Below are 26839 nucleotides of genomic sequence, written 5' to 3'. Positions count from 1 at the left end.
CTATGTATTACCTTAATGGCCACAGAATTTCACCTCAGTCTTAATAAGACTATAATAGTTCACCTGATAAAAGGTGATCGTTCCGCTCTCACGTCTATCATTCCCTTTCCAGCTTTCTATCAAATAATCTCTTTGTTCATTTTACACAGTACAATCGATATCTCGCAACAACTTACAAATATTCTTTTCATTTCCTAAAAAGGAAAAGTGTAGAGCTTGCTTTCCTCTACACTTTTAAAATAAAACACATTGTGCAAATTGCATTGGCACTACCATCATAATTATATGCTTATTTCATATATTTTTAAAGACTTTTATTACAAACGCAACGTTTTTTGTAATAAAAGTCAAAAAAATGTTACAAATAAAACTTCTTCCTATCATATATCTTCAAATCGAAGCTTCACTCATTTTCTTGCAAATTTCTATACTGATACAATTGATTTTGCGACTTTCTCAACAGTTCTTCAAACGTTTTTCCTTCTACTGGATAGCTAGCTGCTCCAAATAAAAGAGTGACACTGAGTAAATCACCTTCTATTTCACTTTCAATATTTTTCATTAATCTGTTTGTTATTGTTGATGTTTCATGACCATTATCAATTGCTACAATAACATACTTATTTTCATCCCACTTTGTAACAACATCTCCCTTCCGAATTGTCTTTACAATGGTACTCTCTAATTTTTGTACTAACACTCCCAATTTTTTTTCTTGCAACGTGTCTTTTAATCCTTCCCATTCTTTTACAGAAAGAATGTAAACTGTAATATTACGGGAATCTCTTTCAGATAAAGCGGCTACTTTCCCAAAAAAATCAACAACAAAATCGTTGCTTGCCATTCCTCCTACTTCCACATTCATACGCTTGTTCGCTCTTTTATCGTACCAATGTCCAAAATAATAACTTAGTATCATTTGCAGTATATAAATAATAAAGACGGTATAAAATGATCGTGAATCCAGTTTTGCAATTACATCCTGAAGTGCAATCCATTCTGTAACTGCCACTGTATTTCCAAGTAATAATCCACTAATTTTCCCTTTATGTTTCATACTTCTCCCCCTTTTATACCAATATATGTTTCTATATCAATAATGTTTTTCTACAAAATAAAAAATGTACATATGCAATGTACATTTCTGCTTAAGCTTGTATACCTTTCCTACTCTATTTCATATATATAATATATAACTTTTATAGAAAGGAGTAATCTATATGCTACAAAAAGAGAATCTATCAGATGCTATGCGTTTACTAGCTGGTTTTCTATTATCATTAAAATTATTATTTACCTCTTTCGGCATACACTTTATTACAAACGATCAAATCGATGCAATTGTAAATGTTGTTTCATTTTTATTTATTCTATACTTTGGCTACAAAAATAACTATGTAGGAAAAAAAGGAATAGAGCAAAAGAAAATACTCAAAAAACACAACCTTCACTAAAAAAGGAACCTTTTGTACAGGTTCCTTTTTATCATTGCCGCACAACAACTTCATTTGTTTGCAGTGGACCATATGATATCTCTTTATCTTGAAATGTATATGTAGCCTGAAAGAATGCTTGTTTAAGAGCTTTATCTTTATTAGCTTTTATTTTGCAACGTAGTTCCACCTTTTCATTTGGTAACAAATCATCAATTCGCCACCTTACAAGCTGGAATAAAAACTCACTTATCCCCTTATCAACTTTTAAAGAATTAGGAATATAAGCAAAGTAATCTCGAATCATATGACTTACAACAACTCTCGAAATCATTTCTACCCCTTTATTTTCCACTTCAATTCGCATAATAAGTATGTCGTTTACATCGTAGGTCAATTCATACGAAAATTGTTCTGTATACATACTACCAATTTGCAATGTAACGGCTACTTGAGGAAATTCATTTTCCTTTTTCGATCCTTCAATCCACAATACTGGTTGTAGCGGTATTGAATACTTTCCTGTATCCGAAATTCGTCCCCATATTTTCATAATATATATTCACCTCATTTCAGATGTACCATACACACAATGAATTCCCCAACTTACTAAAGCTTGCTACAAGTAATGTTTAATATTTCTCTTCCTTTTATCCTATTCGACAATATGAAGAAAAAACCATTTTTCATCTATTAACAGAAGGTGTTCTTTATGAAATTTTTTTACAATTCACTTCATTTCCTTTATAGCAATATTCGTATCGCTCACTCGTTCTCTACTTATATGAAAGAATATTTTGACGGAAGAAAAAATTTGCCTTATAGTCAAATTTGACTATAATATTCTTTATGGCATATTAGTGCACTTATGGAAAAGAAATTAAAATTAACTATACATTTAAATTTTTTATCCACTGCACTCAAAACTTAATATAGTTTACTTATTTCTAAAGGAGGGTTATATTTGGAAACTCAACCATTAAAAAAAGACACCAACAAGACAAAATTTGTTGTTGCTGGTTTGCTACTTGGTATATTAATGGCCGCAATGGATAATACAATCGTTGCAACCGCAATGGCAACAATCGTTGGAGACCTAGGAGGCTTTGATAAGTTTGTTTGGGTCACATCAGCTTATATGGTAGCAACAATGGCAGGGATGCCTATCTTTGGGAAACTTTCTGATATGTACGGGCGGAAACGTTTTTATATTGGGGGCCTCATTCTTTTCTTATTCGGTTCTGCGCTTTGCGGAACAGCTTCAAGTATTGAGCAATTAAGTATTTATAGAGCTATTCAAGGTATCGGTGGTGGTGCCCTTATGCCTATCGCCTTTACAATTATGTATGATATCTTCCCACCAGAAAAACGCGGGAAGATGACAGGGCTATTCGGTGCTGTTTTCGGGACATCTAGTGTATTCGGTCCTTTATTAGGTGCTTATATTACAGACTATATAAGTTGGCATTGGGTCTTCTATATCAATATTCCATTAGGACTTATCTCCTTTTTCTTCATTACTAAATACTACAGTGAGTCTCTAGAATTTAGAAAACAAAAAATTGATTGGGCTGGTGCTATTACACTTGTCATAAGTATCGTTTGCTTAATGTTCGCATTAGAACTTGGTGGTAAGGAATATGCCTGGAATTCCACTGTAATTATTGGCTTATTTACAACAGTAGTTATTGCGCTTATTATTTTCTTCTTTGTAGAAAGAAAAGCAACCGAGCCTATTATTTCGTTCCATCTATTTAAAAAACCTTTATTCGCAGCTAGTCAAGGAGTTGCCTTTTTCTATGGTGCTGCTTTTATTATCTGTACAGTTTATATTCCAATCTTCATTCAAGGCGTTCTTGGAGGTTCGGCCTCTAATGCTGGATTAATTTTAACACCAATGATGGTTGGTTCTGTAATTGGAAGTCAAACAGGAGGACAATTAGCTTCTCGAACAAGCTATCGTAACATTATGATGGTATCTGGTGTCTTCTTCGTTCTTGGTATTTATTCATTAAGTACTTTAACAATGGACACACCTCGTTTACTCGTAACACTATTTATGATTCTCGCTGGGCTTGGTGTTGGCTTCTCATTCTCAGTATTAAGTATGTCTTCTATTCACAAGTTAGAAATGCGAGACCGCGGTTCGGCGACATCAACAAACTCATTCTTCCGATCACTCGGTATGACTCTTGGTGTAACGATTTTCGGTACAATTCAAAATCATATTTTTACAGATAAACTAAACTCTGTGTTCCCCCCTGAACTAGCAAAATTAGCTCCAAAAGGCGGAGACACAAGTTTCTTATTATCACCAGGCGCTACCGCAAAAATTCCTGCTGAAATATTAGCGGGTATTAAAGAAGCTCTCGCTACATCTATTGCGAACACATTCTTCTGGGCACTCATCCCGGCTGTACTAAGTGTTATTTGTATTTTACTAATGGGAAATGAACGCCTCTTTACAGGCCCTAAAAAGAAAGAAAAACAAAAGCAAGTCAGTTAATATAAAAAAGAAGCGGCATATCCCTTTATGAAAAAGGATATGCCGTTTATAATATGTATAAAGTTTTTATATACAGGAGTTGAGACAGCATGAGCATGAAATTAGTCATTCTCGGCTTGCTACTCGAAGGAGATAAACATCCATATGAAGTGCAGCATATTATGAAAGAACGACAAATGGATTGTTATATTAAATATGCTAAAGGATCACTTTATTACGCTTTCGAGCAATTAGAAAAGCAAGGCGCAATTCACATTACAAATGTAATTAGAGACACAAACCGACCTGACAAAACGATTTTTCATATAACAGAAGAAGGCAAAAAACTATTCCACACTTTACTATTAAAACAATTCGAAGCAAAAAACCAAATATATAAACCTATTTATTCAGCCCTATCTTTCGCTCACTTTAGCAATGATCATGAATTAGTTCCTATTTTAGAAAAAAAGAAAAATGATACTCTTCAATATTTACATACTATGCAAACGATATATGATTGTAATAAAGGAAAGGTTCCACGTGCACAACTATATATCTTGCAAAGTGTAATTGAGCATATTACAGTTGAATTACAATGGCTAAACACCCTCCTTAAAGATGCTATAGCAGGCCGACTTTCAGAAGTTGCTATAGATGAAAATTGAGCTATGAAAGAAGACATCCCTACTTCTTTCATAGCTCAATTTCTCTTTTTATACTGTAATATTATTAGTTACTTCAGAATAAAAAGTCAGAATAATAAGAAATAAAAACTTTGGAATTTTCTTATTTTAAAACAGTAGACAAAATTCCAAAAATTATGTTAGAATTTGTTTCAATATCATATCGCTTGTTAAATTCCTTTCAAAAGGAAAATAGGTACACGAACATTTCGTTTCGTGTTTAAAAGGGAAGCTTGGTGAAACTCCAACACGGTCCCGCCACTGTAAATGCTGAGATTTCTTTTTGGTGCCACTGTGAAAACGGGAAGGTGAAAGAAATTATATGAAGCATAAGTCAGGAGACCTGCCTGTTTTAACAACACTGATAGATTCACGGATGATGATGAGGTGTTAAAACAAAAAGGAAGGCTTATTTTCTATGTCTTTGCACTTTTTGTTATAAGTATTTCCTAGTAAACGGAAATGCTTACTTTCAATTAGGGAGGAATTTAAAATGGCAATTCAAACAAGTAACTTAGGTTATCCACGTATCGGACTACAACGAGAGTGGAAAAAAACATTGGAAGCTTTTTGGTCCAATAAAATTGATGAAGAACAATTTTTAACAACAATGAAAGAAATTCGCCTTCAACACGTAAAAGTACAGCAAGAAAAAGGGATTGAACTCATTCCAATTGGCGACTTTACATATTATGATCACGTTTTGGATACTGCCTATATGCTAGGATTTATCCCATCACGTTTTTCTGAGTTTACATCTTACCTTGATGTATATTTCGCAATGGCGCGTGGCTCTAAAAATCACGTAGCTTCCGAAATGACAAAATGGTTTAACACAAACTATCACTATATCGTTCCTGAATATGAAGAGGGATTACAAATCTCTTTAAAAGATAATCGTCCACTTCGCTTATACGAAGAGGCAAAACAAGAATTAGGAGTAGATGGAAAGCCTGTTATTTTAGGTCCATATACTTTCTTAAAATTAGCTAAAGGCTATACAAAAGAACAATTCCCTTCCATTTTAAAACAGTTAGTTGCACCTTACGTACAACTGCTTTCAGAACTACATGCAGCTGGTGCACAAGCCATTCAAGTTGATGAACCAATTTTCGCTTCTTTAACGAAAGAAGAAGTTCAACAAGCAAAAGAAATTTATGAAGCTATTCGTAAAGAAGTTCCAAATGCGACTCTTCTTTTACAAACGTATTTTGATAGCGTGGAAGAAAACTATGAAGAAATTATTACATTCCCGGTATCCGGTATTGGATTAGATTTCATTCATGGTAAAGAAGGTAATTTAAATGCTATTTCAAAATATGGATTCCCAGCTGATAAAACTTTAGCTGTCGGTTGTATAGATGGCCGTAACATTTGGAGAGCTGACCTTGATGAAGTTCTTGAGTTATTTACAACGTTACAAAAACAAGTCCAAACGAAAGATTTCATCGTTCAGCCTTCTTGTAGCTTATTGCATACACCGATCGATAAAACAGAAGAAACTCACTTATCGACTGAGCTATTTGATGCATTAGCATTTGCAAATCAAAAATTAGAAGAGTTAGTTCTTATTCATTCCGCTCTCACTCAAGGTACAGAAAGCATTAGTAATGAGCTGGAAACATATCGAAACGTACATCATACAATTCGCTCATCTGCTGCACGTAACCGAGAAGATGTCAAAGCAGCACGAACAGCACTAAAAGAAGAAGATTTTTCACGCCCTCTTCCATTTGAAAAACGATACGAATTACAACAAGTTGCCCTGGAGTTACCGCTATTACCAACAACGACCATTGGTAGCTTCCCGCAAACAACTGAAGTTCGTCAAACGCGAAAAGAATGGCGTAACGGTGTTATTTCAAATGAACAATATGAACAATTTATTGAAAAAGAGACAGAAAAATGGATTCGTTACCAAGAAGAAATTGGGCTTGATGTCCTTGTACATGGTGAATTTGAAAGAACTGACATGGTCGAATATTTTGGTGAGCGCCTTGCTGGTTTCTCATTCACTAAAAACGGTTGGGTACAATCATACGGTTCCCGCTGCGTAAAACCACCTGTTATTTATGGTGATGTAGCCTTTATTAACGGCATGACTATTAAGGAAACAGTTTATGCACAAAGCTTAACGGAGAAAGTTGTAAAAGGAATGTTAACTGGACCTGTTACGATTTTAAATTGGTCCTTCGTTCGAAATGACATTCCAAGAAAAGAAGTTTCGTATCAAATTGCACTAGCTCTTCGTCACGAAATTGAACTACTTGAATCTTCCGGAATTAGAGTAATTCAAGTCGATGAGCCAGCACTTCGTGAAGGAATGCCACTAAAAGAAAAAGATTGGGATGCTTATATTACATGGGCAGTACAATCCTTCCTTTTAGCAACTTCTTCTGTAGCAAATGAAACACAAATTCATACTCATATGTGTTACAGTAACTTCGAAGATATTGTTGACGCGATTCGCGCATTAGATGCAGATGTAATTTCTATCGAAACATCAAGAAGTCACGGAGAATTTATTGATACGTTAAAACATACAACATATGAAAAAGGCATCGGTCTAGGTGTATATGATATTCATAGCCCACGTGTACCGAGTAAAGATGAAATGTATAAAATCGTAGAACAATCTTTAGAAGTATGCGATCCTAAATATTTCTGGATTAATCCTGATTGTGGTTTAAAAACGAGAAGAACAGAAGAAGTTATTCCAGCTTTAGAACATATGGTTCAAGCAGCGAAAGATGCTCGTTCCCTTTTAAAAACAAACGCATAACAAAAATGGGTTATCCTTTTCTCAGGATAACCCATTTTTTATTCTTTACTTTCAAAGAAGAATTCGTATTGTATTTTATATAATTCATCATCCGTTGGCTCTTCAAGAGGAATTGCTTGTAAGACAACTGTATACTCACCATTTGGAATAGATATTTGAAATTTGTTTGAAAGAATACTCGTTATAACGATACTTTCATTTTCAACCGTAAAAGGAACCGTAATCGTTCTAACCACTTCTTCTTTTTCAATATGTTTCCCTGGGGTCACTTTCACTTCACAAGTATAATCAGAAAGTGCTTCAAAAATAACAGTTCCCTCTGCCTCAGCATAACCTCTTTCAAAATCTTCATCCGTCCAGTCTACATAAGGCTGCTCACCGTCATAGTTCATCAACATTAATTGCGAATAAGAAATTGTTAACTCCATAGTTCCCCTTCTCCTTCATTATGAAATGTACAAATACTACTTCACTTCAAATTTCACACGCGTACCATCTGGATATTTATCTAACTTATTCCCTACCCAAGAGCCTGCTCCCCGGTTATCCGCCGGACTTATATATTCAATATGTGCTCCTTTTCCGCCTTCCTTGCACATCGCCATTGGCCATTCATCACGATCATACCCTTTTTTTGATGGATACGGTGCTAACGACAATTTCCTTCTATCTGCAGCACCACCACGATCGATTGTACAAACTTCTGAATGCCCTTCTTTTATAGCATCCGTAATATGTTTTCCTGTCTCTGGATAACGTTCTTTCGGAAATTCTAACACTTGATCATACGTATTCGTTTTCTTTACACTTGTTTCCTCTGGCACAAGTACTTCATAAACTGCTACTAAAATAGACAGAACTGCAATAATTGAAATGATAATACCTTTTAATTGCTTCATGTATACCTCCATGTTTCTACCAGTTTCTTTTCCTCAGTTATTATAACAAACTTCTCCTGTATATGTTTTCAGACATTATTTTAGTTATTCCTTGCCATTCCGCCAAAAAATTTCATTTTTTCACTAATGCTGTAGAAAACTAATAGCCTTCCGACATTCTTTTTCAAAGGAAGTCCTCATAAAAGATTGAAATGATATATACGATACTTTTTGGGGAGGAAATATCATGGAAGCTACCTATAAAACGAAAGATGTCACGAATAAAACAGGCATCCCAAAACATATAGTCCGCAAATATAGTCAACTGTTAGAGGAACATGGTTATATGATTTCTAAAACAGCTGATGCTCGTATTTATAAACTTGATGATTTAAAACTATTGAAATCTATACATGAAAGAGCTGCCACATTACAAGAAGATATTTCAGAAACGATACCGATTATTTTAAAAGAAAAAGAGGCCCCACCTGTACCAGTTATACAAGATAAGCAAGAGATACAACCGAAAGAAAAAGAAGATGGGCGTAACTTTGAGGAGTTCATGTTGAAACTTGAAATGCTAGCTCAATTAAATGAAGCAATTATTCATCAAAATTCTACTCTAATTACACAAAATCGTTTAAAGGATGAGAAACTAGATGAATTGATGCAACAAGTGTATGTAAAAGAAGGCTCTCAAGAAAAAATGCTTCAAGAGTTAGTCGAGCACGCCGCTCAAACAGATGCATTGCAAAAAGAAAAAATGGACTTATTAATGAATCATATGTATAAACGAGAATCCAAACAAGAAGAAAAAATGAATAAACTTGTTAGTCAAATTTATAACAAGGACAGTAATCGTGATGCACAGCTTATGCAAGTTATTCGAGAAATTCAAGAAACAAAAAGAATGGTCGCTGCCTCAAAAGAGCAAAGCTTCTTTCAATCATTTAAAAGTTTATTTAGCCGAGCAAAACAAGAAAAAACAAATGAATAAACAATATAAAATAAAAAGTTACCTTCCATCGGTAACTTTTATTCCTTATTTTGTACAGCTGGTAATATAATAATTGCTTCAGTGCCTTTTCCACTTTCACTCTTATATTCCAATGTACCATTATGCGCTTGTAAAATACTAAATGTTACCATAAGCCCTAATCCTGTCCCTTTTTCTTTTAAAGAATAATATGGTTGCCCCAGCCTTGCTAACTGTTCTTTCGTCATACCAACACCACTATCTTTAACTCTTATTATGATTGTTTCGTCTTTTTGAATAGCTGTTACTTTTAAATATCCTTTATTTCCTTGAATTGCTTCAATACCATTTTTAACAACATTCATAATAGCTTGCTTCAATTTTGTCTTATCACCAATCGTATAAAGACTTTCTGAAATTTCAACTTGTAAATATACACCTTGCATTGCTGCAAATGACGACATAAGAGTGGTCATTTCTATTAATTGGGCTGATAAACAAATGTGTTCTTTTTTCTCAATTTGCGGCCTTGCTAAATTCAAATAATCTGAAATAATTTGTTCCGCCCGATCCAATTCAGCTAATACGAGACGCATATAATCCTTATTCTTCACATCTTCCGTACTTTCTAGCAATTGGATAAATCCACGAACAACAGTAAGTGGATTTCGAACTTCATGTGCCACACTTGCTGCTAACTCACTTACAATATTAAGCTTTTCTGATTTTTGCATCTCTGTACGTAGCAATGCATTTTCATTTAAATATTCAGTTAAATACACCTGAAATACCATTGTCATGACCATGATAAGCGAGGCAAATATAAATCCGCTATATATTTGCGAAATATACGGTGTAAATCCTGTTTCCAAAAGAACATTAATCATGCCTAATACTAAAGAAACAAGCACATAAAATGATGAAATCATAAATGCTAAAATTAATTTCTTATCTCTTGAAAAAAGAGACCATTTCTTTGATAAAAATAGCGGAACTATCAATAGAAATGTTACTTCTAAAACTGGAAGAAAGCTCATTCCCTTTAGTAACCATTCATATGCAACAAAAATAACCGCTGGGATTAAACCAACAATCCCACCATATAAAAAACCACTGACAATTGGAATTGGGTGAAAGTTATACCCACACACATTGCCAAAACAAATAGAGTATGTCATGGAGAGAACGAGCGTAACGCTAGATAAAAACATAATAAAGTAACGATTTGGCTTCGGAGGCATTTCTTGATAGCGATTTAAACGAATCGCTTCATATAAAAATAGTGGTAAAATTATGATGGCAATTTGAATCAACAAATCACGGATAAGCTCCATAACCTCTCATCCCCTATATGTATTTTGATATGATTATATCATTTTATAGGTTTATTTGTTTTAAAATTTTGATTTTTCTTAACATATTTGTTAATTCTTTGTTAACAACTCATAATAATTGTTACAGATTTTCGAAATGATTGTAAACCCTGTACCAAATTTCCTTCGTGCAGTATACAATGAATACGGATTACAAAGAAAATGTAAAAATACTTTTTTAGACGGACAACTATAGCAAAATACAGCATATAATCCATACTATCTATGTTTACAAATAAGTGATCATTACTTTAGTAGGAGGAAGATAAATATGGCGGGTACTACGCTTGTTTTAAAAGAAGAAAATTTGGTTGTTCTAGAAAATGTTGAAAAATCAGTATATGAAGAGTTACAGCATAAAGCAGGAGATGAAGATTGCACATGTGCTGTGAACGAATCAGTTGTTCACCTTGGCAAGGTATCCTCTGTACTCTGGAATGAAGATGAAATAGATTGGGAATACGGATATTAAAAAGTCGCTTATAGCGGCTTTTTTTTTCTTTTCTCTCTCTTTCTAAATTACATATACAAAGCGCAATCATAGAAAATATGATAAAATGAACTTAATTTTCAAACGGAAGAAAGGGAGATACAATGGAACAATTCATTAACCCTAGAGTGAAGGATATCCAAATTTCTGGAATCCGTCAATTCTCTAACATGATTCAAAACTATGATAATTTGATTTCTTTAACAATCGGACAACCCGATTTCCCTACACCTTCTCTCGTAAAAGAAGCGGCAAAACGGGCTATTACAGAAAACTATACAAGCTATACACATAACGCTGGTTTACTAGAATTACGTAAGGCAGCTTGTAACTTCGTAAAAGATAACTACGATTTACATTACTCACCTGAAAACGAAACCATCGTTACAATTGGTGCTAGCGAAGCAATTGATGTTGCATTCCGAACGATTTTAGAGCCAGGAACAGAAGTAATTTTACCTGCTCCTATTTATCCAGGTTACGAACCTATTATTCGATTATGCGGTGCAACGCCCATTTTTGTAGATGTTCGTGAAACTGGATTCCGTTTAACAGCTGACGCGCTAAAAAATGCTATTACAGAAAAAACAAGATGTATCGTACTACCATATCCTTCTAACCCAACTGGTGTAACTTTATCCATAGAAGAATTAAAAGATATTGTAGATGTTTTAAAAGATAAAAATATTTTCGTCCTTTCAGATGAAATTTATAGCGAGCTTGTGTATGAACAAAAGCATACATCTATCGCTCATTTCCCAGAAATGCGTGAAAAGACAATTGTCATTAACGGTTTATCTAAATCACATTCTATGACTGGCTGGCGTGTTGGACTTTTATTCGCACCAAGCTATTTAGCAGGACACATATTAAAAGTTCATCAATACAATGTAACGTGTGCTACTTCAATCGCTCAATACGCTGCGATTGAAGCATTAACAGCTGCTAAAGACGCACCCAAAATGATGCGCCACCAATATAAAAAACGCCGTGATTACGTATATAATAGACTCACTCAAATGGGATTAGCAGTTGAAAAGCCAACAGGTGCATTTTACTTATTCCCATATGTCGGTCATTTGACATCTTCATCATTTGATTTTGCACTTGATCTTGTCAAAGAAGCTGGACTAGCTGTAGTTCCTGGAACAGCATTCTCTGAATACGGTGAAGGCTACCTTCGCTTGTCCTATGCGTATAGTATCGAAACTTTAAAAGAAGGCTGCGACCGATTAGAAGCCTTTCTAATAAAAAAAGCTAAGAGTTAAACTCTTAGCTTTTTTATGCATAATGATCACAAGTTTGACGTTTTAGTAATTTATGAGGAATAATGATACACTTTGCAGTGGATTCTGCATTCTCTACTTTATCAACTAAAGCTTTTGCTGCCTCATATCCTAGCTGATAAATATTCACATCAACTGTCGAAAGTGGAGGGCTCGCAATTTCTGATAATAAAGCATTATTAAAGCTTACAATAGAAACATCCTTCGGTACAACGAACCCTTTTTTAGAAAGAGCACTTAACACACCAAGTCCAATTAAGTCATCCGTTGCCATAATTGCCGTTGGCGGTTGCTGCAGTCCCATTAATTCCTCAACGGCTTGTTGACCACTTTCTCTCGAAAAATCAAAATGTAAAATATATTCTTTTGGTAATACAATGTCTGCTAATTTCAAGGCATCACTCATACCAGCTAAACGATCTCTCGTTACAAGTAAATCTGATCCACCACCAATGAACGCGATTTGCTTATGCCCTAATGAAATTAAATATTCTGCCACTTCTCTTGCAGCTGTATAATTGTCATTATCTACATATGTAATTTCATCTTTTCGATCATATGGTTTTCCTATTAAAACAAACGGGAAATTTTGTTCATGTAAATATTGAATAATCCGATCATTCTCCCTTGAATATAAAAGAATAATACCACCAATTTGACGTCCCTGTACCATCTTTACGACACCATTAAAAATTTCTTCTTCCGTTTCACCTGTCGACATGTAAAGCGCATAACCTTCTACGTGTGCAAATGAACTAATCCCTCTTATAACTTCTGGGAAAAATGGATTTTGAAAAGCTTTACTTGCAGAACTTGGCATAACAAGACCAAGTGTTTTCGTCGTTTGGTTCGCAAGATTTCTTGCATTTAAATTGGGATGATACCCTAATTCACTCATCACTTTCCTAACACGGCGCTTTGTCTTTTCACTTATACTTGGATTATCAGCAATTACACGAGAAACTGTTGATGGTGCAACATTCGCTTGCTTCGCCACATCTTTAATTGTAACTGTCATAAAAATCCCCCTCCTCTCATTTCTCTGCCATTTTTCATATATTTTATCTCGCACTCATTGCAAGTCATAAACTTTCATTTCTTATATCTTGCAAAACTAATCCTATTCTCCCTCTTCATGTATTGTAAGGGATATAGCTATTTTTTCCTATACTATAATATACTATTTATTTCACTTCTTTTCACATGTGATGTCAAATCTCTTTTCATCTCCCTATAAAGTTATTTATAGGGAGATGAAAAGAAAAATGGGACGTAATGTCCCATTTTTCATCCTTTTGTACCTCCAGCTGTTAAACCAGAAATAAAGTATTTTTGTAGTGATAGGAATAAAATTGAAATTGGGATCGCAATTAACACAGAACCCGCTGCAAACGTTGTAAATTCATTACCGAATTTCTTCGCAACCATTTCATATAATCCAACTGCTAAAGTATAATTTTCTGGTGTTCGCAAAATAATACTCGCTAAAATGAAATCTGTAAATGGACCAATGAAAGTAAATAACGCTACAACCGCTACGATTGGCTTTGCAAGTGGCATAATGATTTGCCAAAAAATACGGAAATGTCCTGCTCCATCCATACGAGCTGATTCATCCAGTTCTTTCGGAATCGTATCAAAATACCCTTTCATAAGCCATGTATTCATCGGAATGGCCCCGCCTACATAAATTAAAATTAATGCAAGGTGTGTATCAATTAATCCTGTTAATTGAGCTAATACGTATAGAGCAATTAACGCTGCAAAGTTTGGAATCATTTGCAGGATTAAAAATGTTAATAAACCATTTTTTCTTCCAACAAAACGATATCTCGAAAATGCATAAGCAGTAAAGCTAATTGCTAACACTGAGAAAATCATCGTTAAAACACTTACTTTTAATGTGTTTTTATACCATAGTAAGTAATTACTATTCTCTAGATCTAATAACTTACGATAATGATCTAACGTTGCATTTTGTGGAATAATACTTGATCCAGATAAACTATCACCTGGATTAAACGATGAGCCAATAATCCATAATAACGGATAGAAAATGATGGCACACATTACGAAAATAACTAAATAACTTAATGAGAGACGTAACATCTTCTGTCTTTTAATATTCATTTACATCATATCCTCTTCTTGGAATGATTTTGTTCTCTTAAATTGCCATAACGCAACTGTAATAACGATTAACGATAATATCATTGTAAGAGCTGCTGCTTTTCCGTACTGCGCTGAAGTCATCGTTAACTTATAAATCCATGAAATTAAAATATCCGTTCCACCTGCGTCTTGTCCAGCTACAGCAGGACCTCCACCGTTAAATAGATAGATGATACTAAAGTTATTAAAGTTAAACGTATATTGCGTAATTAATATTGGTGCTGTTGCATATAACACAAGTGGCAATGTAATTTTACGAAACTGTTGCCAAGCTGTCGCTCCATCTACTGTAGCCGCTTCATATAATTCTCCCGGAATCGATTGCAGTATACCTGTTGTCATCGCAAAGATAAACGGGAACCCAAGCCACGTTTGAATCATAATTAAAGCAATCTTCGCCCAAAATGGATCTGTCATCCAAGCAATTTTTTCAATTCCGAATAAAGCTAATACTTGATTGTTAATCGCTCCGAATGTTTCATTAAACATACCAGAGAAAACAAGAATAGATACGAATGCTGGAACCGCCCACGGTAAAATGAAGATTGTTCGAATAATCGCCTTTCCTTTAATACCAGGCTGATTTACGATAATCGCTAAGAAAATACCGAGCGCAACTTGTAATGTTGTTGCAACGAATGTCCAAATGACAGTCCAAGAGAATACACTTACAAATGTCTCTCTCCACATCGGTAAAGTGAAAATATCAATAAAGTTTTTAAAGCCCACCCAATCTACTAATTTAGCTGGAGGAGAATGATATAAATCATAGTTTGTAAATCCAATTAAAATTACGAAGATGATTGGAAATACGACAACAAAGATAAGTAGTAGAAAACCTGGTGAAACCATTAAATAAGGAAAACCTTGATCTAACAAATTACGGTATTGCTCTTTTACAGAATTTAACGGTGTTCCGATATCACGTTTCTTTCCATTTTGGTATGCATCGTATAAGTTAAATGCATATATGCCGAGCCCAAAAACGATAACGATAAGGGCCAAGATTCCTTCTACTAATAGAAAGACAGAATGGTCACGTGGAACTTCTGTACCGAGCGTTACAATACCCCATAATCCCATATTTAATAAATCAGCAAAGGCTACAATAAATGAACCTGTTAATACTAGAAAAATAAGACCTTTTACAAATTGTTTATTATACATTTGGCCCACGCCTGGAATGATTGATAACATGGTTGCCATTTTTCTATGCTTTGAATGGTTTAACCCATTTGCTGGTTCCATAGATGTTTGCATGTTCCTTCCCCCTTTTTTCTTCCTACATGGAAGGGAGAGAATTCGTGCCTCTCATATTAGAGGCACGAATTTCACCTTATTTTTTCTTGTTATGATTTGCCTCAATATTACCTTTAATTTGTTTCACTGCACTATCAAGCGCCGCTTTTGGTGCCTCTTTATCTGTAACAACTAATTGAAGCGCATCTCCAGCTGGTTTCCAAACTTCTTGCATTTCTGGAATGTTTGGCATTGGAATTCCATTTTCAGATTGCGTTGCAACTGCTTTTGCAGCTTCGTTATCTTTAATAATTGGATCTTCCATTACTGATTTTACTGGAGGAATTTCTTTTGTTTTCTCAAATCGAATTTTTGCGTTTTCTTCATTTGTTACCCACTCAGTGAATTTTGTAGCTAAATCATTTTGTTTAGAAAAACTTGTTACATGCCATCCTTTAACCCCAACAAACGTTTTCATCGGTTGACCATTTGGTAATTTCGGCATTGGAGCAACGCCATAATCAATCCCGTTCTTTTCCATTGCTTGGAACGCCCATGGGCCATTCATGATAGATGCTGCTTTTCCTTCATTGAATAGTCCATCAGCAGCAGGCCCACCTGATTCACCGATAATACCTTTCGGGAATAATTTTTCTTTGTACCATTTTTGAAGATATTCAGCACCTTGTACTGCTCCGCTATTATTTAATCCAACATCACTTGCATTTGGCTTTCCATCTTTTTCACCAAATACATAACCGCCCATACCTGCCATGAATGCATTAGCAAAGTAGAAGTTATCTCCTAATGCTAAAAATCCGTACTTGCCATCTTTCGTAAATTCTTTTGAGAAGTTAAACAGCTCGTCCATCGTTTCTGGCGCTTTTGGCATTAGTTTTTTATTATAAATAAAGACTGGTGTCTCAATTGCTTTTGGTAAACCATATAATTTTCCGTTATATGTCTGTGCTTCTATTGATGAATTAGTAAATTTACTCTTTACAGCATCATCTGCTTTCACTTCAGAAAGTAAACCTTCTGTTACTGCATTTCCGATTTGATCATGTGGCAATGTTACAACATCTGGTCCAGTCCCCGCTGGCCCATCAAGGCGTAACTTCTTCACTTGATCTGTCATTTGCATTTCAACAACTTTTACTTTTACTTTATATTTTTCCTCAAAGCTTTTCACTGCTGGTTCTAAACCAACACCTTTTTTATCATCTTCCCAAACAAGAAGATCATAGTCTTTTTTCGCTTTACTTTCCTCTTTTTTCCCTGAATCTTTCGGTCCACATGCAGATAACATACCAATAGATAATGCTGAAACCGTTAATAATGATAATGCTTTCTTCATCCCAAAAACCTCCCTAAATTGTCTATGTACCTCAGTAACTGAAAACGTTTGCATTTAATAGTTTAATTGAAGCGCAAACAATATCTCAAGTCTATGAAAACGTTTGCGCTATTTGTCTATCATTATACATTCTTTTATTCATTTTGCAAATATTAATTTAAAAATTATGTCATTATACTCTTTATACATTGACTTTATATGAAATGAATACTACTCTTATAAGCAACATTAAAGCTATAAGAAAGGCAATCGTTTGCAATATAGGCTTTATTATTACACTTCAGGGAATACTATGTATAGAGATATTGAAGGGGGATTTTCTATATGTTTAAAGAAGCCATTTATCATAGGCCGAAAGATAATTATGCATACGCTTACGATGAACAAACTATTCACATCCGAATACGTACTAAGAGAGATGATGTTCAAAGCGCCGATCTTATTTACGGTGATCCTTACGAATGGAAAGACGGGAAATGGATTTCATTAAGTACACCAATGAAAAAAACGGGTTCTACTGCATTATTTGATTATTGGTCCATTTCGATCGAACCGAAATTTAAGCGCTTACGTTATGGGTTTGAATTAAAATCTGAAACAGACACTCTTATTTATACAGAGCGAGGATTCTTTTCTAACATTCCAAATGATGATGTTGGTAACTTTTTTTGTTTTCCATTTATTCATGCAGATGATGTATTCAAAGCACCATCTTGGATTAAAGACACCATTTGGTATCAGATTTTCCCTGAACGATTCGCTAATGGCGATAGTACGCTGAATCCAGAAAACACCCTTCCTTGGGGAAGTGCGAATCCTACTCCAACTAATTTTTTCGGTGGGGATTTTGCTGGTGTTATTCAAAACCTTGATTACCTTGTTAAGCTTGGCATTTCCGGAATATATTTCACACCTATTTTCAAAGCTCATTCAAACCATAAATATGACACAATTGACTATATGGAAATTGATCCACAATTTGGGACGAAAGAAACTTTTAAAGAGCTCATTGAAGAATGTCATAAACACGGTATAAAAGTAATGCTCGATGCTGTGTTTAATCATAGTGGATACTTTTTCGAGAAATTTCAAGACGTTCTAGAGAACGGTGAGAAGTCTGCATATAAAGAGTGGTTCCACATTCATGAATTTCCAATTATAACCGATCCACTTCCCAATTATGATACTTTCGCCTTTACACCGTATATGCCTAAATTAAATACAGCTCATCCAGATGTAAAAGAATACTTACTTGAAGTAGGACGTTATTGGGTACGAGAATTCAATATAGATGGCTGGCGCCTTGATGTCGCAAATGAAGTCGATCACAACTTTTGGAGAGAATTCCGAACTGAAATAAAGACATTAAATCCTGAAGTATATATTTTGGGAGAAATTTGGCACGATGCCCTTCCGTGGCTACAAGGCGATCAATTTGATGCTGTCATGAGCTACCCTGTTACAAACGCTCTACTTTCTTACTTTGCTAACGATTCCATTAAAGCAAGTGAATTTATGAAGCAAATTACAGAATCTCTACATTCCTACTCTATGAATGTAAATGAAGCAGCCTTTCATTTATTAGATAGCCATGATACTCCAAGAATTTTAACAACATGCAATGGAGATAAAAATAAGTTGAAATTGCTCTATGTATTCCATCTTTCTTTCATCGGCTCTCCATGTATTTATTACGGAGATGAAATCGGCATGGATGGTGGTATGGACCCCGATTGCCGTAAATGTATGATTTGGGATACTAAAGAACAAGATCATGCATTATTTACACATATACAAACATTGATTTCATTACGAAAACAACATGCAGCTTTTGGAGGACATGGTACTTTTCAATTCATCGAAGCAAATGATGAACATAATTATATTTCTTATACGAAAACATATGAGGATGAAACTATCTTTTTCGTTTTAAACCCTACTAATAGTGAAGTTACAGTTTCACTCCCTCTTCATGTTACTGGTAAGAAAATAATTAACATTTATACAAATGAAGAATTTTCAGCAGAAGCAAGTGTATTACAAGTTACACTTCCTCCATATGGATTCTCCATATTAAAATGGTAACCCAAAAAATCCTTATGCCAAGGTGGCATAAGGATTTTTCTTATTTCAATTTGAATACCATCGCTTCATACGGACGTAATGTAATGTTATCTATCAATCCGATTTCTACATCGTAATTGTGTATGAATAATTCTGATTCACTATAACTAATATCCTCAGGCATTTCAAATACACTTTCATCCGCAGTAAAGTTTGCAATAACAAGTAGTTTTTCGTCTCCATATGTTCTTACATAAGCAAAAATAGAAGGATTATTCTCTAATATTAAATCATATGATCCATATACAACTATTTCATTATTTTTGCGTAGCTCAATTAATTTCTTATAGTAATAAAAAATTGAACCTTCATCTTGGATTGCTTGTTTCACATTAATCTCTTTATAGTTAGGATTTACAGTAATCCAAGGCTCACCCGTTGTAAATCCAGCGTGATTCTGATCATCCCACTGCATCGGAGTTCTAGCATTATCACGACCCTTTATATAAATAGATTCCATTACTTTTTCTATATCTTCACCATGGTCTATCACTTTTTCTTTATACATATTTAACGTTTCAATATCTCGATATTCATCAATTGATTGGAATCGAACGTTCGTCATTCCGATTTCTTCACCTTGATAAATATATGGCGTTCCCTTCATCATATGAAGAACTGTCGCTAACATTTTCGCAGATTCAATGCGATACATTCCATCGTTACCAAAACGAGATACAACGCGAGGCTGATCATGGTTATTCCAATAAAGGCTATTCCATCCGGTATGCTCTAATGCTTTTTGCCACTTTGTTAAATTCTCTTTTAAAGTAAGAAGTGAGCATGGTTTTACATCCCACTTTCCACCTTCTCCTGAATCTAAATCCATATGTTCAAATTGGAATACCATTTGCAACTCTTTTCGTTCTTCTCCAGTATACAATTTAGCTTCTTCTGTCGTTACACCAGGCATTTCACCAACCGTCATAATATCATAATTCGATAATACTTCCTCATTCATTTCATGCAAATATTTATGAATGTTTGGACCGTTCATAAAATGTTTATGACCTGAAACATAACCATCTTCATCTGTTTCAACTGTTGGTAACCCTTCTTCTTTAGAAATAAAATTGATAACATCCATGCGGAATCCATCAATTCCTTTTTCTAACCAAAACTTCATCATCTCATAAACATCTTGTCTTACCTTTTCATTATCCCAGTTTAAATCCGGTTGTTTTTTAGAAAACAGATGTAAATAATATTCATCCGTCATTTCATCATACTTCCATGCAGATCCACTAAAAGCAGCTCCCCAGTTGTTTGGTTCTTTCCCTTCTTTTCCAGGACGCCATATATAGTAATCTCTATATTTATTATCTTTTGATTTACGTGATTCAATAAACCAATTATGTTCATCAGATGTATGATTAACAACTAAATCCATCATCAATTTCATATTACGTTCATGCATTTCATGTAATAGTTCATCCCAATCTTCCATTGTTCCGAACTCGTTCATAATTTTACAATAATCGCTTATATCATAACCATTATCATCATTTGGAGATTCATAGATTGGTGATAACCAAATCACATCAATCCCTAACTCTTTTAAGTAATCTAGCTTTGAAATAATCCCTTGAAGATCTCCTATACCATCACCATTACTATCCATAAAGCTACGAGGATAAATTTGATATACTACACTTTCTTTCCACCATTGTTTTTCCATTATGCTACCCCATTTCATTCATTTTTCTCTTTTTCCAAGGCGCAAACGTTTTCATTAATGAATGATAACAGATTCTATCTCAATTTAAAATAGCGCTTACAATTTTTATTGTTCTTTTTCTAAGAAAACATATGAAAACCACTAATAAATCTCCAATAAATGAAAACGTTTTATTTTTTTATTTATTTTTTGAATCTATTCGTTTATAATGAACTCAAAGAAAACGTTTGCATAATTATTTCTAGGGGGAAATACCATGGCAGAACTTAAATTAGAAAACATTTATAAGATATATGATAATAACGTAACAGCTGTAACTGATTTTAATTTACACATTCAAGATAAAGAATTTATTGTATTTGTCGGTCCTTCTGGATGCGGAAAGTCTACAACGTTACGAATGGTAGCTGGACTCGAAGATATTTCAAAAGGCGAGTTTTCAATTGATGGTAAACTAATGAATGATGTTCCTCCAAAAGATCGAGATATCGCAATGGTATTCCAAAACTACGCTCTTTATCCACATATGAGTGTATATGATAATATGGCATTTGGATTAAAACTTCGAAAAATACCAAAAGATGAAATCGATCGTCGTGTAAAAGATGCAGCAAAAATTTTAGGACTTGAACAATATTTAGATAGAAAACCGAAAGCATTATCAGGTGGACAGCGCCAACGTGTTGCGTTAGGTAGAGCAATCGTTCGAGATGCAAAAGTTTTCTTAATGGACGAGCCATTATCAAACTTAGATGCTAAACTCCGTGTTGCAATGCGCTCAGAAATTTCTAAGCTACATCATCGCCTTGGAACAACAACAATTTATGTAACACATGACCAAACAGAAGCAATGACTATGGCTTCGCGTCTTGTCGTTATGAAGGATGGAAAGATTCAACAAATTGGAACACCAAAAGAAGTATATGAAACACCAGAAAACATTTTCGTGGGTGGATTTATCGGGTCACCAGCGATGAACTTCTTCCGTGGTAAATTGACTGAAACCGATTTCGTTATAGACAATACTATAAAAATCAAAGTATCTGAAGGAAAAATGAAGATGCTACGTGAACAAGGCTATGTAAATAAGGAAATTGTTTTAGGTATTCGCCCGGAGGACATTCATGATGAACTACTATTTTTAGAAGCTTCACAATCTACTACTTTCACAACAAAAATTGAAGTTGCTGAATTGTTAGGTGCTGAATCTATTTTATATATGAAACTTGGAAATCAAGATTTTGCAGCACGTGTTGATGCAAGACATATATTCTCACCTGGAGACCAAATTAAATTGGCATTTGATTTAAATAAAGCGCATTTCTTTGACAACCAAACAGAACAACGTATTCGCTAAAAAAATTTCCTTCTATATAACATACAAAAAAACCGTCCACATATATTGAGGGCGGTTTTCATTATTATACTAGGGCTTCTACTGTATGAAATGATTGTCCTTTCGTGCCAATAATACCGAAAATCGGTAAATCACTAAGCACCACTTCTTCTTGCTGTTTCATAAAAGATGACGTTAATTGTTTTATCTCTATCCAAACGTCATTAATACAAAGTACATTGGAATCGTTCTCTTGTTGGCGAGAAAAAATAGAATCTATTTTATATAAACCAGCATTTTGAAAAAGCATGTCAATGCGACTGAATGCATTCAAAGTAATGCTAATAACGCGTTGCCAATCTCCTTGCTTTTCCATATCATAGAATACAAAAAGGGCTTCTCCGCCTAGATTCGTAATTTCCTCCACTGTTGCTTGTCCACTTTCTTGATCAATGTCCGTCACAATTACTTTTGCGCCTTGTTTAGCCAACAAAAGAGCTGTATTACGTCCAATACCGATGCCACCGCCAGTTACGATAGCAACTTTTCCTGCAAGCTTCATTTTCATTACCCCTTCTATAAGTCTTACCGTCATTCAGTATACTCCTTTATGAGATTATTCTGCAAGCAAGAAAAATTGCTATTCAATTTGTAAACGTTTACTTTTTATCCTTCTTTTTTCTTACTCTTACGCTGATCAAGAACTAGACCGATAAAAATGAGAATGCCCCAAAAAATTATGCTACCTCCTGTCATCTCAACTTCCCCCTTATTATATAAAGTAAAACTTTAATCAGCCCCAAATGGTGAGATAAAGATATTATTTTTAATTATTATATCATTATCTTAATTTTCAATCTATTATAAATAGAAATGACACATTTTAGCTTTTCCTTACTGTAAATATTCACAATATACTTATAAAATAAAAAAAGACCCTTTTATATATAAAAGGGGCTTTTTTTATTTTATTTTATTATACAAGACTTATTATTTTCGTCTTTGTAATTAAGTCCTGAAAACCGCAATTGTCTTTGCGGAACAACATCATATATACGTTACATATTAATGGAATTCCTAATAGCAATACGTTCGGTAATAACACTACAAAAAATCTTATAATTAATGTTTGCAACGTTAGTTTTTCACTCTTCAATGAAATTAATTTTATTCTCGTTACCTTTTTGCCAAGTGTAACACCGTTCCAAATAAAGGGTAACACAATAAAATATATCGCCATTAATATGAAAACTACTGCGAAATCATATCTAAAATCACCTAAGCTTATATTAAAGCGCTTAAACATAGCACTATAGTTTCCGGTCATAATAGCTACTACTGCACCATACATAACCGAGATTAAAAACATGTCAATTAGGGAAGCACCTATGCGATTCATTACAAGCGCTGGACGATGCATCTTTAACTTCATTTTATGTCGACTCCTTCATATCCTTCTTTACCCGTCTCATCGTACCACTTCTAAAAAACATTGTAAACTAGCGTTTCTCTTACTTTTCTTGTACAATTTGTTACAATAGCATTATAAAGGAGGTTCCCATATTGAAAAAATGGATAATCCTATTCGTCGCCTTCCTATTAACTGGTTGTGCAGGAAACACTAGTCACTTAACTTATACGGTTAACGATGAATACGAACTCATACGTACTTCTGGAAATGCATTTGAACTTTTCCCCTCGCAAGATGCTGTATATGCCACACAATACATCCCTGCAAAAATTACAGACATTGCTTGGGATGATAAATACATTATTGCAAAACAAACTGAGGAAAAATCAGATCCAAATAACCCTGACGCAGCAATTGCAAATAAAAAAAGTGAACATTATTGGATTATTGACGTAAAGCACAATAAACGTTTCGGTCCCTACAATGAAAAGCAATTTAACGAACAAAAAGATGCGTTTAAAATTAAGGTGCCTTTTCAAAATGTAGATTCATACATAAAAGAAATAAAAAAACAGTCAGCATAATATTTGAGTGCTGACTGTTTTTCTTACATTATTTTAAAAACACCTTACTCCGAAAGTGAGATATTAAACGTTTGTGACTCTTTTACAACATCTTGTGTTTCTGAATCTCCTGCAAGTAAATCATCAGTTGTAAACTGAATATCCTTTACTTTGTCTTTTCCATCGTCAAGTATTAAACCAATAATACCATCTCTTGTTTCACCAGGCTTATAGTCTTCTCTTGACACATTTTTTGTACCAACTAACGTATCTTCATCATATAAAAAGTTTTGAGTCGCTACTTTAAAATGTTGCTTACCATTAATCATAACATCATTCATAGAGAAAAATTGCATATTTTTATTCCCGCTATTCTCCACTTTATATGTAATCTCAACATAACGAATTGTATTACTAATCTCTGTTCCACTTAGCGATGCATATAATTCTGCATCTTCTTGGCTTACTTTATCCCCTAATCTACGTTTTACTTCTTCAGGAGTTAGTGCCGTGTATACTTTCAATGTATTTTTTGCTTTTTCACTCATCTGTGATAAAGAGATTACTTTCACATCTTGTACGTGAATTTTCATTGGCGCTACTTCAAATGTTTGATTCACAGAGTGCATCTGCTCTAACTTGAAAGTACCCCATCCTGTTTCTTTCACTTTTTGTCCTACTTTTTTCAGCTCACGCCCACCATATTCTTTCGTTTCAGGAATAGATTCTTTCTTCTTCGGTTCAGCTTTCTTTTCTTCTTGATGGAAGCAACCACTTAACATAAGAAGAAAACTACATAAAACAAAAATACTTTTCCATGCTTTCATCATTTCATTTCTCCTAACACTATCATTCATGAATATAAAATTAGTCCCTTGCCTTGTAAACTATAGAAACAATGAAAAGTCCACAAAATGAACTTGTCAGTCCAGATACTATTATACCTCCAATTTGGAAAATATGAAAATAGGGATCTAGGAACGCATGCACGATAAATATAATAGTTGCCACAACAATTACTGAAATCCAATACTTTCTTTTTTCCGAAGCTAAAATAAGATCTTTACCCATTCCATTTCTATACTTCCATAAAACGTATACTAATAATAGAAAACCAATACATGTACTTCCATGTTGCATATATTTATAAACAGGGATACCGTACCATTCTCTTTGCAATAATGGTATTTTCATAACAAAATAGCCTGTCTTATGAGTGAATGCATCCCAAACAACATGCGTTAACATACCGAATAATGCTGAATAACAAAATACAAAAAGATCCTCCCATGTATGAAGCCCCCATCTCTTGTCTATTGCATATGTATAGTAGCCAGCAAATGGTTTAGGTAAATGTGTTATAAAAGGCTTTTTTAAAACGTAATGATATATACATGCTAATAAGAAGACAAGTGGTAAATTTAAATATAAGAACCCAAGCCACGTATGCCCAATAACACCATACGGTCTAAAGTGTAAAAAATATTCAAAGTCAGGCGCCATACTACCTAATATAAGAGCCGTTACTGACATATATTTAGAATGCTTTTTCGCAAAAGGAAGAACTGCTGCTGGATGTGCAAATGTAAACGGCATACTTTAACTCCTTCTCACATTTTCAGTAGAATACCATATATCATAACGAGAGAATGGATCTTCATGCAATATTTATTTTCACATTGGAATATGATAGTTTAAATGATATAATCCACATAAAATATTCAGAAAATAAGGAAGGGATTCAGGTGTCATTAACACTTGTATTTGCTGCTTTTTTAGAATTAAAATCCGTTATGAATTGAGGTTTATATATTGATTGACGTACCCTTTTTACAAAATGTCACATTAAAAAAAGAAAATATCCCTAGTTTTTCCGCATATCCTTACTGCTTACCCGCTATTCGAACATTACAATCACTAGCTTTCCATCCAAATGTAACATTCATTATTGGAGAAAACGGAACAGGTAAATCAACATTACTTGAAGGAATTGCAATTGCGTTAGGTTTTAATGCAGAAGGTGGAACGAAGAACTTCCGTTTTAGCACAAACGATTCCCATTCACCTTTACATGAATACCTTCGAATTTCAAAAAGTTTCAATACACCAAACGACGGTTTCTTTCTTCGCGCTGAATCTTTTTATAACGTTGCTTCTTATATTGATGAAATGGATGCTGATCCAGAAGCACGCGGAAATCCAGTTATTGATTCATATGGTGGTGTCTCACTTCACAAACAATCACACGGTGAATCATTCTTTTCCTTATTTATGAATCGTTTTTCAGGACAAGGTTTATACATTTTAGATGAGCCTGAGGCCGCTCTATCACCAATGAGACAACTTTCCATGCTCATTCGAATGCATGAACTAGCGGAACAAGGCTCACAATTTGTTATTGCGACGCATTCTCCTATTTTAATGGCTTACCCTGAATCTACTATATACTCTTTAACACAAGAGGGGATTCACGAATCCACATTAGAAGAAACCGAGCATTACCAAACAACGAAACTTTTCTTTGAAAATCGTGATCGATTATTTCATCATCTATTTGAGTCATAAAAAAA

26 protein-coding genes and 1 riboswitch are annotated in these 26839 nt (G+C 34.3%); of the genes, 11 read left to right on the top strand and 15 right to left on the bottom strand.

The genetic code is table 11. The annotated features are described in order from the left end of the window. Nucleotides 1–403: 403 nt before the first annotated feature. Entirely contained in the window at nucleotides 404–1057 is a 654-nt protein-coding gene (locus MRP26_RS06860; RefSeq protein WP_053563727.1) for a diguanylate cyclase domain-containing protein, read from the bottom strand. Nucleotides 1058–1220: 163 nt separating this feature from the next. Between MRP26_RS06860 and MRP26_RS06855 the strand changes: the two genes are divergently transcribed. Next, entirely contained in the window at nucleotides 1221–1454 is a 234-nt protein-coding gene (locus MRP26_RS06855; RefSeq protein ID WP_000939446.1) for an SPP1 phage holin family protein, read from the top strand. A 31-nt stretch (nucleotides 1455–1485) separates the two neighbouring features. On the opposite strand, the gene MRP26_RS06850 is transcribed toward MRP26_RS06855, so the two are convergent. After that, the gene (locus tag MRP26_RS06850; protein ID WP_242806055.1) at nucleotides 1486–1986 is read right to left on the bottom strand and encodes a hypothetical protein; all 501 of its coding nucleotides are present in this window, start codon (nucleotides 1984–1986) and stop codon (nucleotides 1486–1488) included. 411 nt (nucleotides 1987–2397) lie between these two features. Between MRP26_RS06850 and MRP26_RS06845 the strand changes: the two genes are divergently transcribed. The 3 genes from MRP26_RS06845 (at nucleotide 2398) to metE (ending at nucleotide 7386) form a co-directional block, all read left to right on the top strand. Then, nucleotides 2398–3939 carry an MDR family MFS transporter gene (locus MRP26_RS06845; RefSeq protein WP_053563725.1) on the top strand — a complete coding sequence of 514 codons (1542 nt, stop codon included), beginning with the start codon at nucleotides 2398–2400 and terminating at the stop codon, nucleotides 3937–3939. 89 nt (nucleotides 3940–4028) lie between these two features. After that, a complete protein-coding gene (locus tag MRP26_RS06840; RefSeq protein WP_000062063.1) occupies nucleotides 4029–4586 on the top strand; it encodes a PadR family transcriptional regulator in 558 nt (185 codons plus the stop codon). Between the two features lie 195 nt (nucleotides 4587–4781). Then, nucleotides 4782–4969, top strand: a riboswitch (cobalamin riboswitch). Between the two features lie 128 nt (nucleotides 4970–5097). Further along, nucleotides 5098–7386, top strand: a complete 2289-nt coding sequence (gene metE, locus MRP26_RS06835; RefSeq protein WP_078400477.1) for a 5-methyltetrahydropteroyltriglutamate--homocysteine S-methyltransferase — start codon at nucleotides 5098–5100, stop codon at nucleotides 7384–7386. A gap of 38 nt (nucleotides 7387–7424) precedes the next feature. Here the strand turns inward: metE and MRP26_RS06830 are convergent, their stop codons facing one another. Together MRP26_RS06830 and nucA are read right to left on the bottom strand one after the other, a co-directional pair. Then, the gene (locus MRP26_RS06830; protein ID WP_000424024.1) at nucleotides 7425–7814 is read right to left on the bottom strand and encodes a competence protein ComJ; all 390 of its coding nucleotides are present in this window, start codon (nucleotides 7812–7814) and stop codon (nucleotides 7425–7427) included. Between the two features lie 36 nt (nucleotides 7815–7850). Then, complete coding sequence (gene nucA, locus MRP26_RS06825) at nucleotides 7851–8285, bottom strand: DNA-entry nuclease (protein WP_242806053.1); 435 nt, start codon at nucleotides 8283–8285, stop codon at nucleotides 7851–7853. A gap of 226 nt (nucleotides 8286–8511) precedes the next feature. Between nucA and MRP26_RS06820 the strand changes: the two genes are divergently transcribed. Further along, on the top strand, nucleotides 8512–9261 hold the full coding sequence (locus MRP26_RS06820; RefSeq protein ID WP_000388467.1) for a DUF3967 domain-containing protein: 750 nt from the start codon (nucleotides 8512–8514) through the stop codon (nucleotides 9259–9261). A gap of 38 nt (nucleotides 9262–9299) precedes the next feature. On the opposite strand, the gene kinB is transcribed toward MRP26_RS06820, so the two are convergent. Next, entirely contained in the window at nucleotides 9300–10574 is a 1275-nt protein-coding gene (gene kinB / locus MRP26_RS06815) for a sporulation sensor histidine kinase KinB (protein ID WP_000420372.1), read from the bottom strand. Nucleotides 10575–10884: 310 nt separating this feature from the next. Here kinB and MRP26_RS06810 point away from each other — a divergent pair, with 310 nt between their 5' ends. Both MRP26_RS06810 and MRP26_RS06805 read left to right on the top strand, forming a co-directional pair. Then, nucleotides 10885–11085: a hypothetical protein gene (locus MRP26_RS06810; RefSeq protein ID WP_000929276.1), complete on the top strand. Its 201-nt coding sequence runs from the start codon at nucleotides 10885–10887 to the stop codon at nucleotides 11083–11085. Nucleotides 11086–11207: 122 nt separating this feature from the next. Continuing rightward, nucleotides 11208–12371: an aminotransferase A gene (locus MRP26_RS06805; protein WP_053563723.1), complete on the top strand. Its 1164-nt coding sequence runs from the start codon at nucleotides 11208–11210 to the stop codon at nucleotides 12369–12371. 13 nt (nucleotides 12372–12384) lie between these two features. Here MRP26_RS06805 and malR read toward each other — a convergent pair whose 3' ends face one another. The 4 genes from malR to MRP26_RS06785 all read right to left on the bottom strand — a co-directional run bounded on the left by malR (nucleotide 12385) and on the right by MRP26_RS06785 (nucleotide 17157). After that, a complete protein-coding gene (gene malR / locus MRP26_RS06800; protein ID WP_000219053.1) occupies nucleotides 12385–13407 on the bottom strand; it encodes a maltose operon transcriptional repressor MalR in 1023 nt (340 codons plus the stop codon). A gap of 269 nt (nucleotides 13408–13676) precedes the next feature. Next, entirely contained in the window at nucleotides 13677–14519 is an 843-nt protein-coding gene (gene malD / locus MRP26_RS06795; protein ID WP_001022608.1) for a maltosaccharide ABC transporter permease MalD, read from the bottom strand. Continuing rightward, nucleotides 14520–15821 (bottom strand): maltosaccharide ABC transporter permease MalC, encoded by a 1302-nt coding sequence (gene malC, locus MRP26_RS06790; protein ID WP_069356146.1) that lies wholly within the window; start codon nucleotides 15819–15821, stop codon nucleotides 14520–14522. A 76-nt stretch (nucleotides 15822–15897) separates the two neighbouring features. Further along, nucleotides 15898–17157: an extracellular solute-binding protein gene (locus MRP26_RS06785; RefSeq protein ID WP_000709923.1), complete on the bottom strand. Its 1260-nt coding sequence runs from the start codon at nucleotides 17155–17157 to the stop codon at nucleotides 15898–15900. A gap of 324 nt (nucleotides 17158–17481) precedes the next feature. Here MRP26_RS06785 and MRP26_RS06780 point away from each other — a divergent pair, with 324 nt between their 5' ends. Next, nucleotides 17482–19242: an alpha-glycosidase gene (locus MRP26_RS06780; protein ID WP_197234472.1), complete on the top strand. Its 1761-nt coding sequence runs from the start codon at nucleotides 17482–17484 to the stop codon at nucleotides 19240–19242. Between the two features lie 40 nt (nucleotides 19243–19282). On the opposite strand, the gene malL is transcribed toward MRP26_RS06780, so the two are convergent. Next, nucleotides 19283–20959, bottom strand: a complete 1677-nt coding sequence (gene malL, locus MRP26_RS06775) for an oligo-1,6-glucosidase (protein ID WP_242806052.1) — start codon at nucleotides 20957–20959, stop codon at nucleotides 19283–19285. 256 nt (nucleotides 20960–21215) lie between these two features. On the opposite strand from malL, the gene MRP26_RS06770 reads away from it, so the two are divergent. Then, nucleotides 21216–22316: an ABC transporter ATP-binding protein gene (locus MRP26_RS06770; RefSeq protein ID WP_069356149.1), complete on the top strand. Its 1101-nt coding sequence runs from the start codon at nucleotides 21216–21218 to the stop codon at nucleotides 22314–22316. Nucleotides 22317–22380: 64 nt separating this feature from the next. On the opposite strand, the gene MRP26_RS06765 is transcribed toward MRP26_RS06770, so the two are convergent. The 3 genes from MRP26_RS06765 to MRP26_RS06755 form a co-directional block, all read right to left on the bottom strand. Then, nucleotides 22381–22890 (bottom strand): SDR family NAD(P)-dependent oxidoreductase, encoded by a 510-nt coding sequence (locus tag MRP26_RS06765; protein ID WP_000218413.1) that lies wholly within the window; start codon nucleotides 22888–22890, stop codon nucleotides 22381–22383. Nucleotides 22891–22961: 71 nt separating this feature from the next. Next, on the bottom strand, nucleotides 22962–23051 hold the full coding sequence (locus tag MRP26_RS06760) for a hypothetical protein (RefSeq protein ID WP_000145638.1): 90 nt from the start codon (nucleotides 23049–23051) through the stop codon (nucleotides 22962–22964). 220 nt (nucleotides 23052–23271) lie between these two features. Continuing rightward, on the bottom strand, nucleotides 23272–23727 hold the full coding sequence (locus tag MRP26_RS06755; protein WP_000769080.1) for an RDD family protein: 456 nt from the start codon (nucleotides 23725–23727) through the stop codon (nucleotides 23272–23274). A 131-nt stretch (nucleotides 23728–23858) separates the two neighbouring features. Between MRP26_RS06755 and MRP26_RS06750 the strand changes: the two genes are divergently transcribed. Continuing rightward, nucleotides 23859–24290: a DUF3997 domain-containing protein gene (locus MRP26_RS06750; RefSeq protein ID WP_000758789.1), complete on the top strand. Its 432-nt coding sequence runs from the start codon at nucleotides 23859–23861 to the stop codon at nucleotides 24288–24290. A 44-nt stretch (nucleotides 24291–24334) separates the two neighbouring features. Here the strand turns inward: MRP26_RS06750 and MRP26_RS06745 are convergent, their stop codons facing one another. Both MRP26_RS06745 and MRP26_RS06740 read right to left on the bottom strand, forming a co-directional pair. Beyond that, nucleotides 24335–25099 carry a hypothetical protein gene (locus MRP26_RS06745; protein WP_000973900.1) on the bottom strand — a complete coding sequence of 255 codons (765 nt, stop codon included), beginning with the start codon at nucleotides 25097–25099 and terminating at the stop codon, nucleotides 24335–24337. Between the two features lie 37 nt (nucleotides 25100–25136). After that, nucleotides 25137–25865, bottom strand: a complete 729-nt coding sequence (locus MRP26_RS06740) for a DUF4184 family protein (RefSeq protein ID WP_053563719.1) — start codon at nucleotides 25863–25865, stop codon at nucleotides 25137–25139. 216 nt (nucleotides 25866–26081) lie between these two features. Here MRP26_RS06740 and MRP26_RS06735 point away from each other — a divergent pair, with 216 nt between their 5' ends. After that, entirely contained in the window at nucleotides 26082–26834 is a 753-nt protein-coding gene (locus MRP26_RS06735) for an AAA family ATPase (RefSeq protein WP_053563718.1), read from the top strand. The last annotated feature ends 5 nt before the right edge of the window (nucleotides 26835–26839 follow it).

Origin of the sequence: Bacillus sp. CCB-MMP212, assembly GCF_022748145.1 — a bacterium.
GTDB lineage: Bacteria > Bacillota > Bacilli > Bacillales > Bacillaceae_G > Bacillus_A > Bacillus_A cereus.
The sequence above is the reverse complement of the archived record's forward strand: the minus strand, read 5'-3'. Positions and strand labels throughout refer to the sequence as shown.

Excerpts from the sequence above, each read along its gene's own strand:
- MRP26_RS06855 (WP_000939446.1), top strand. The coding sequence starts at position 1,221 with ATGCTACAAAAAGAGAATCTATCAGATGCTATGCGTTTACTAGCTGGT.
- MRP26_RS06785 (WP_000709923.1), bottom strand. The coding sequence starts at position 17,157 with ATGAAGAAAGCATTATCATTATTAACGGTTTCAGCATTATCTATTGGT.
- MRP26_RS06780 (WP_197234472.1), top strand. The coding sequence starts at position 17,482 with ATGTTTAAAGAAGCCATTTATCATAGGCCGAAAGATAATTATGCATAC.
- MRP26_RS06805 (WP_053563723.1), top strand. The coding sequence starts at position 11,208 with ATGGAACAATTCATTAACCCTAGAGTGAAGGATATCCAAATTTCTGGA.
- MRP26_RS06840 (WP_000062063.1), top strand. The coding sequence starts at position 4,029 with ATGAGCATGAAATTAGTCATTCTCGGCTTGCTACTCGAAGGAGATAAA.
- MRP26_RS06810 (WP_000929276.1), top strand. The coding sequence starts at position 10,885 with ATGGCGGGTACTACGCTTGTTTTAAAAGAAGAAAATTTGGTTGTTCTA.
- MRP26_RS06830 (WP_000424024.1), bottom strand. The coding sequence starts at position 7,814 with ATGGAGTTAACAATTTCTTATTCGCAATTAATGTTGATGAACTATGAC.
- MRP26_RS06745 (WP_000973900.1), bottom strand. The coding sequence starts at position 25,099 with ATGATGAAAGCATGGAAAAGTATTTTTGTTTTATGTAGTTTTCTTCTT.
- MRP26_RS06770 (WP_069356149.1), top strand. The coding sequence starts at position 21,216 with ATGGCAGAACTTAAATTAGAAAACATTTATAAGATATATGATAATAAC.
- kinB (WP_000420372.1), bottom strand. The coding sequence starts at position 10,574 with ATGGAGCTTATCCGTGATTTGTTGATTCAAATTGCCATCATAATTTTA.
- metE (WP_078400477.1), top strand. The coding sequence starts at position 5,098 with ATGGCAATTCAAACAAGTAACTTAGGTTATCCACGTATCGGACTACAA.
- MRP26_RS06820 (WP_000388467.1), top strand. The coding sequence starts at position 8,512 with ATGGAAGCTACCTATAAAACGAAAGATGTCACGAATAAAACAGGCATC.
- MRP26_RS06755 (WP_000769080.1), bottom strand. The coding sequence starts at position 23,727 with ATGAAGTTAAAGATGCATCGTCCAGCGCTTGTAATGAATCGCATAGGT.
- MRP26_RS06850 (WP_242806055.1), bottom strand. The coding sequence starts at position 1,986 with ATGAAAATATGGGGACGAATTTCGGATACAGGAAAGTATTCAATACCG.
- MRP26_RS06765 (WP_000218413.1), bottom strand. The coding sequence starts at position 22,890 with ATGACGGTAAGACTTATAGAAGGGGTAATGAAAATGAAGCTTGCAGGA.
- MRP26_RS06740 (WP_053563719.1), bottom strand. The coding sequence starts at position 25,865 with ATGCCGTTTACATTTGCACATCCAGCAGCAGTTCTTCCTTTTGCGAAA.
- MRP26_RS06760 (WP_000145638.1), bottom strand. The coding sequence starts at position 23,051 with ATGACAGGAGGTAGCATAATTTTTTGGGGCATTCTCATTTTTATCGGT.
- malC (WP_069356146.1), bottom strand. The coding sequence starts at position 15,821 with ATGCAAACATCTATGGAACCAGCAAATGGGTTAAACCATTCAAAGCAT.
- MRP26_RS06860 (WP_053563727.1), bottom strand. The coding sequence starts at position 1,057 with ATGAAACATAAAGGGAAAATTAGTGGATTATTACTTGGAAATACAGTG.
- malR (WP_000219053.1), bottom strand. The coding sequence starts at position 13,407 with ATGACAGTTACAATTAAAGATGTGGCGAAGCAAGCGAATGTTGCACCA.
- nucA (WP_242806053.1), bottom strand. The coding sequence starts at position 8,285 with ATGAAGCAATTAAAAGGTATTATCATTTCAATTATTGCAGTTCTGTCT.
- malL (WP_242806052.1), bottom strand. The coding sequence starts at position 20,959 with ATGGAAAAACAATGGTGGAAAGAAAGTGTAGTATATCAAATTTATCCT.
- malD (WP_001022608.1), bottom strand. The coding sequence starts at position 14,519 with ATGAATATTAAAAGACAGAAGATGTTACGTCTCTCATTAAGTTATTTA.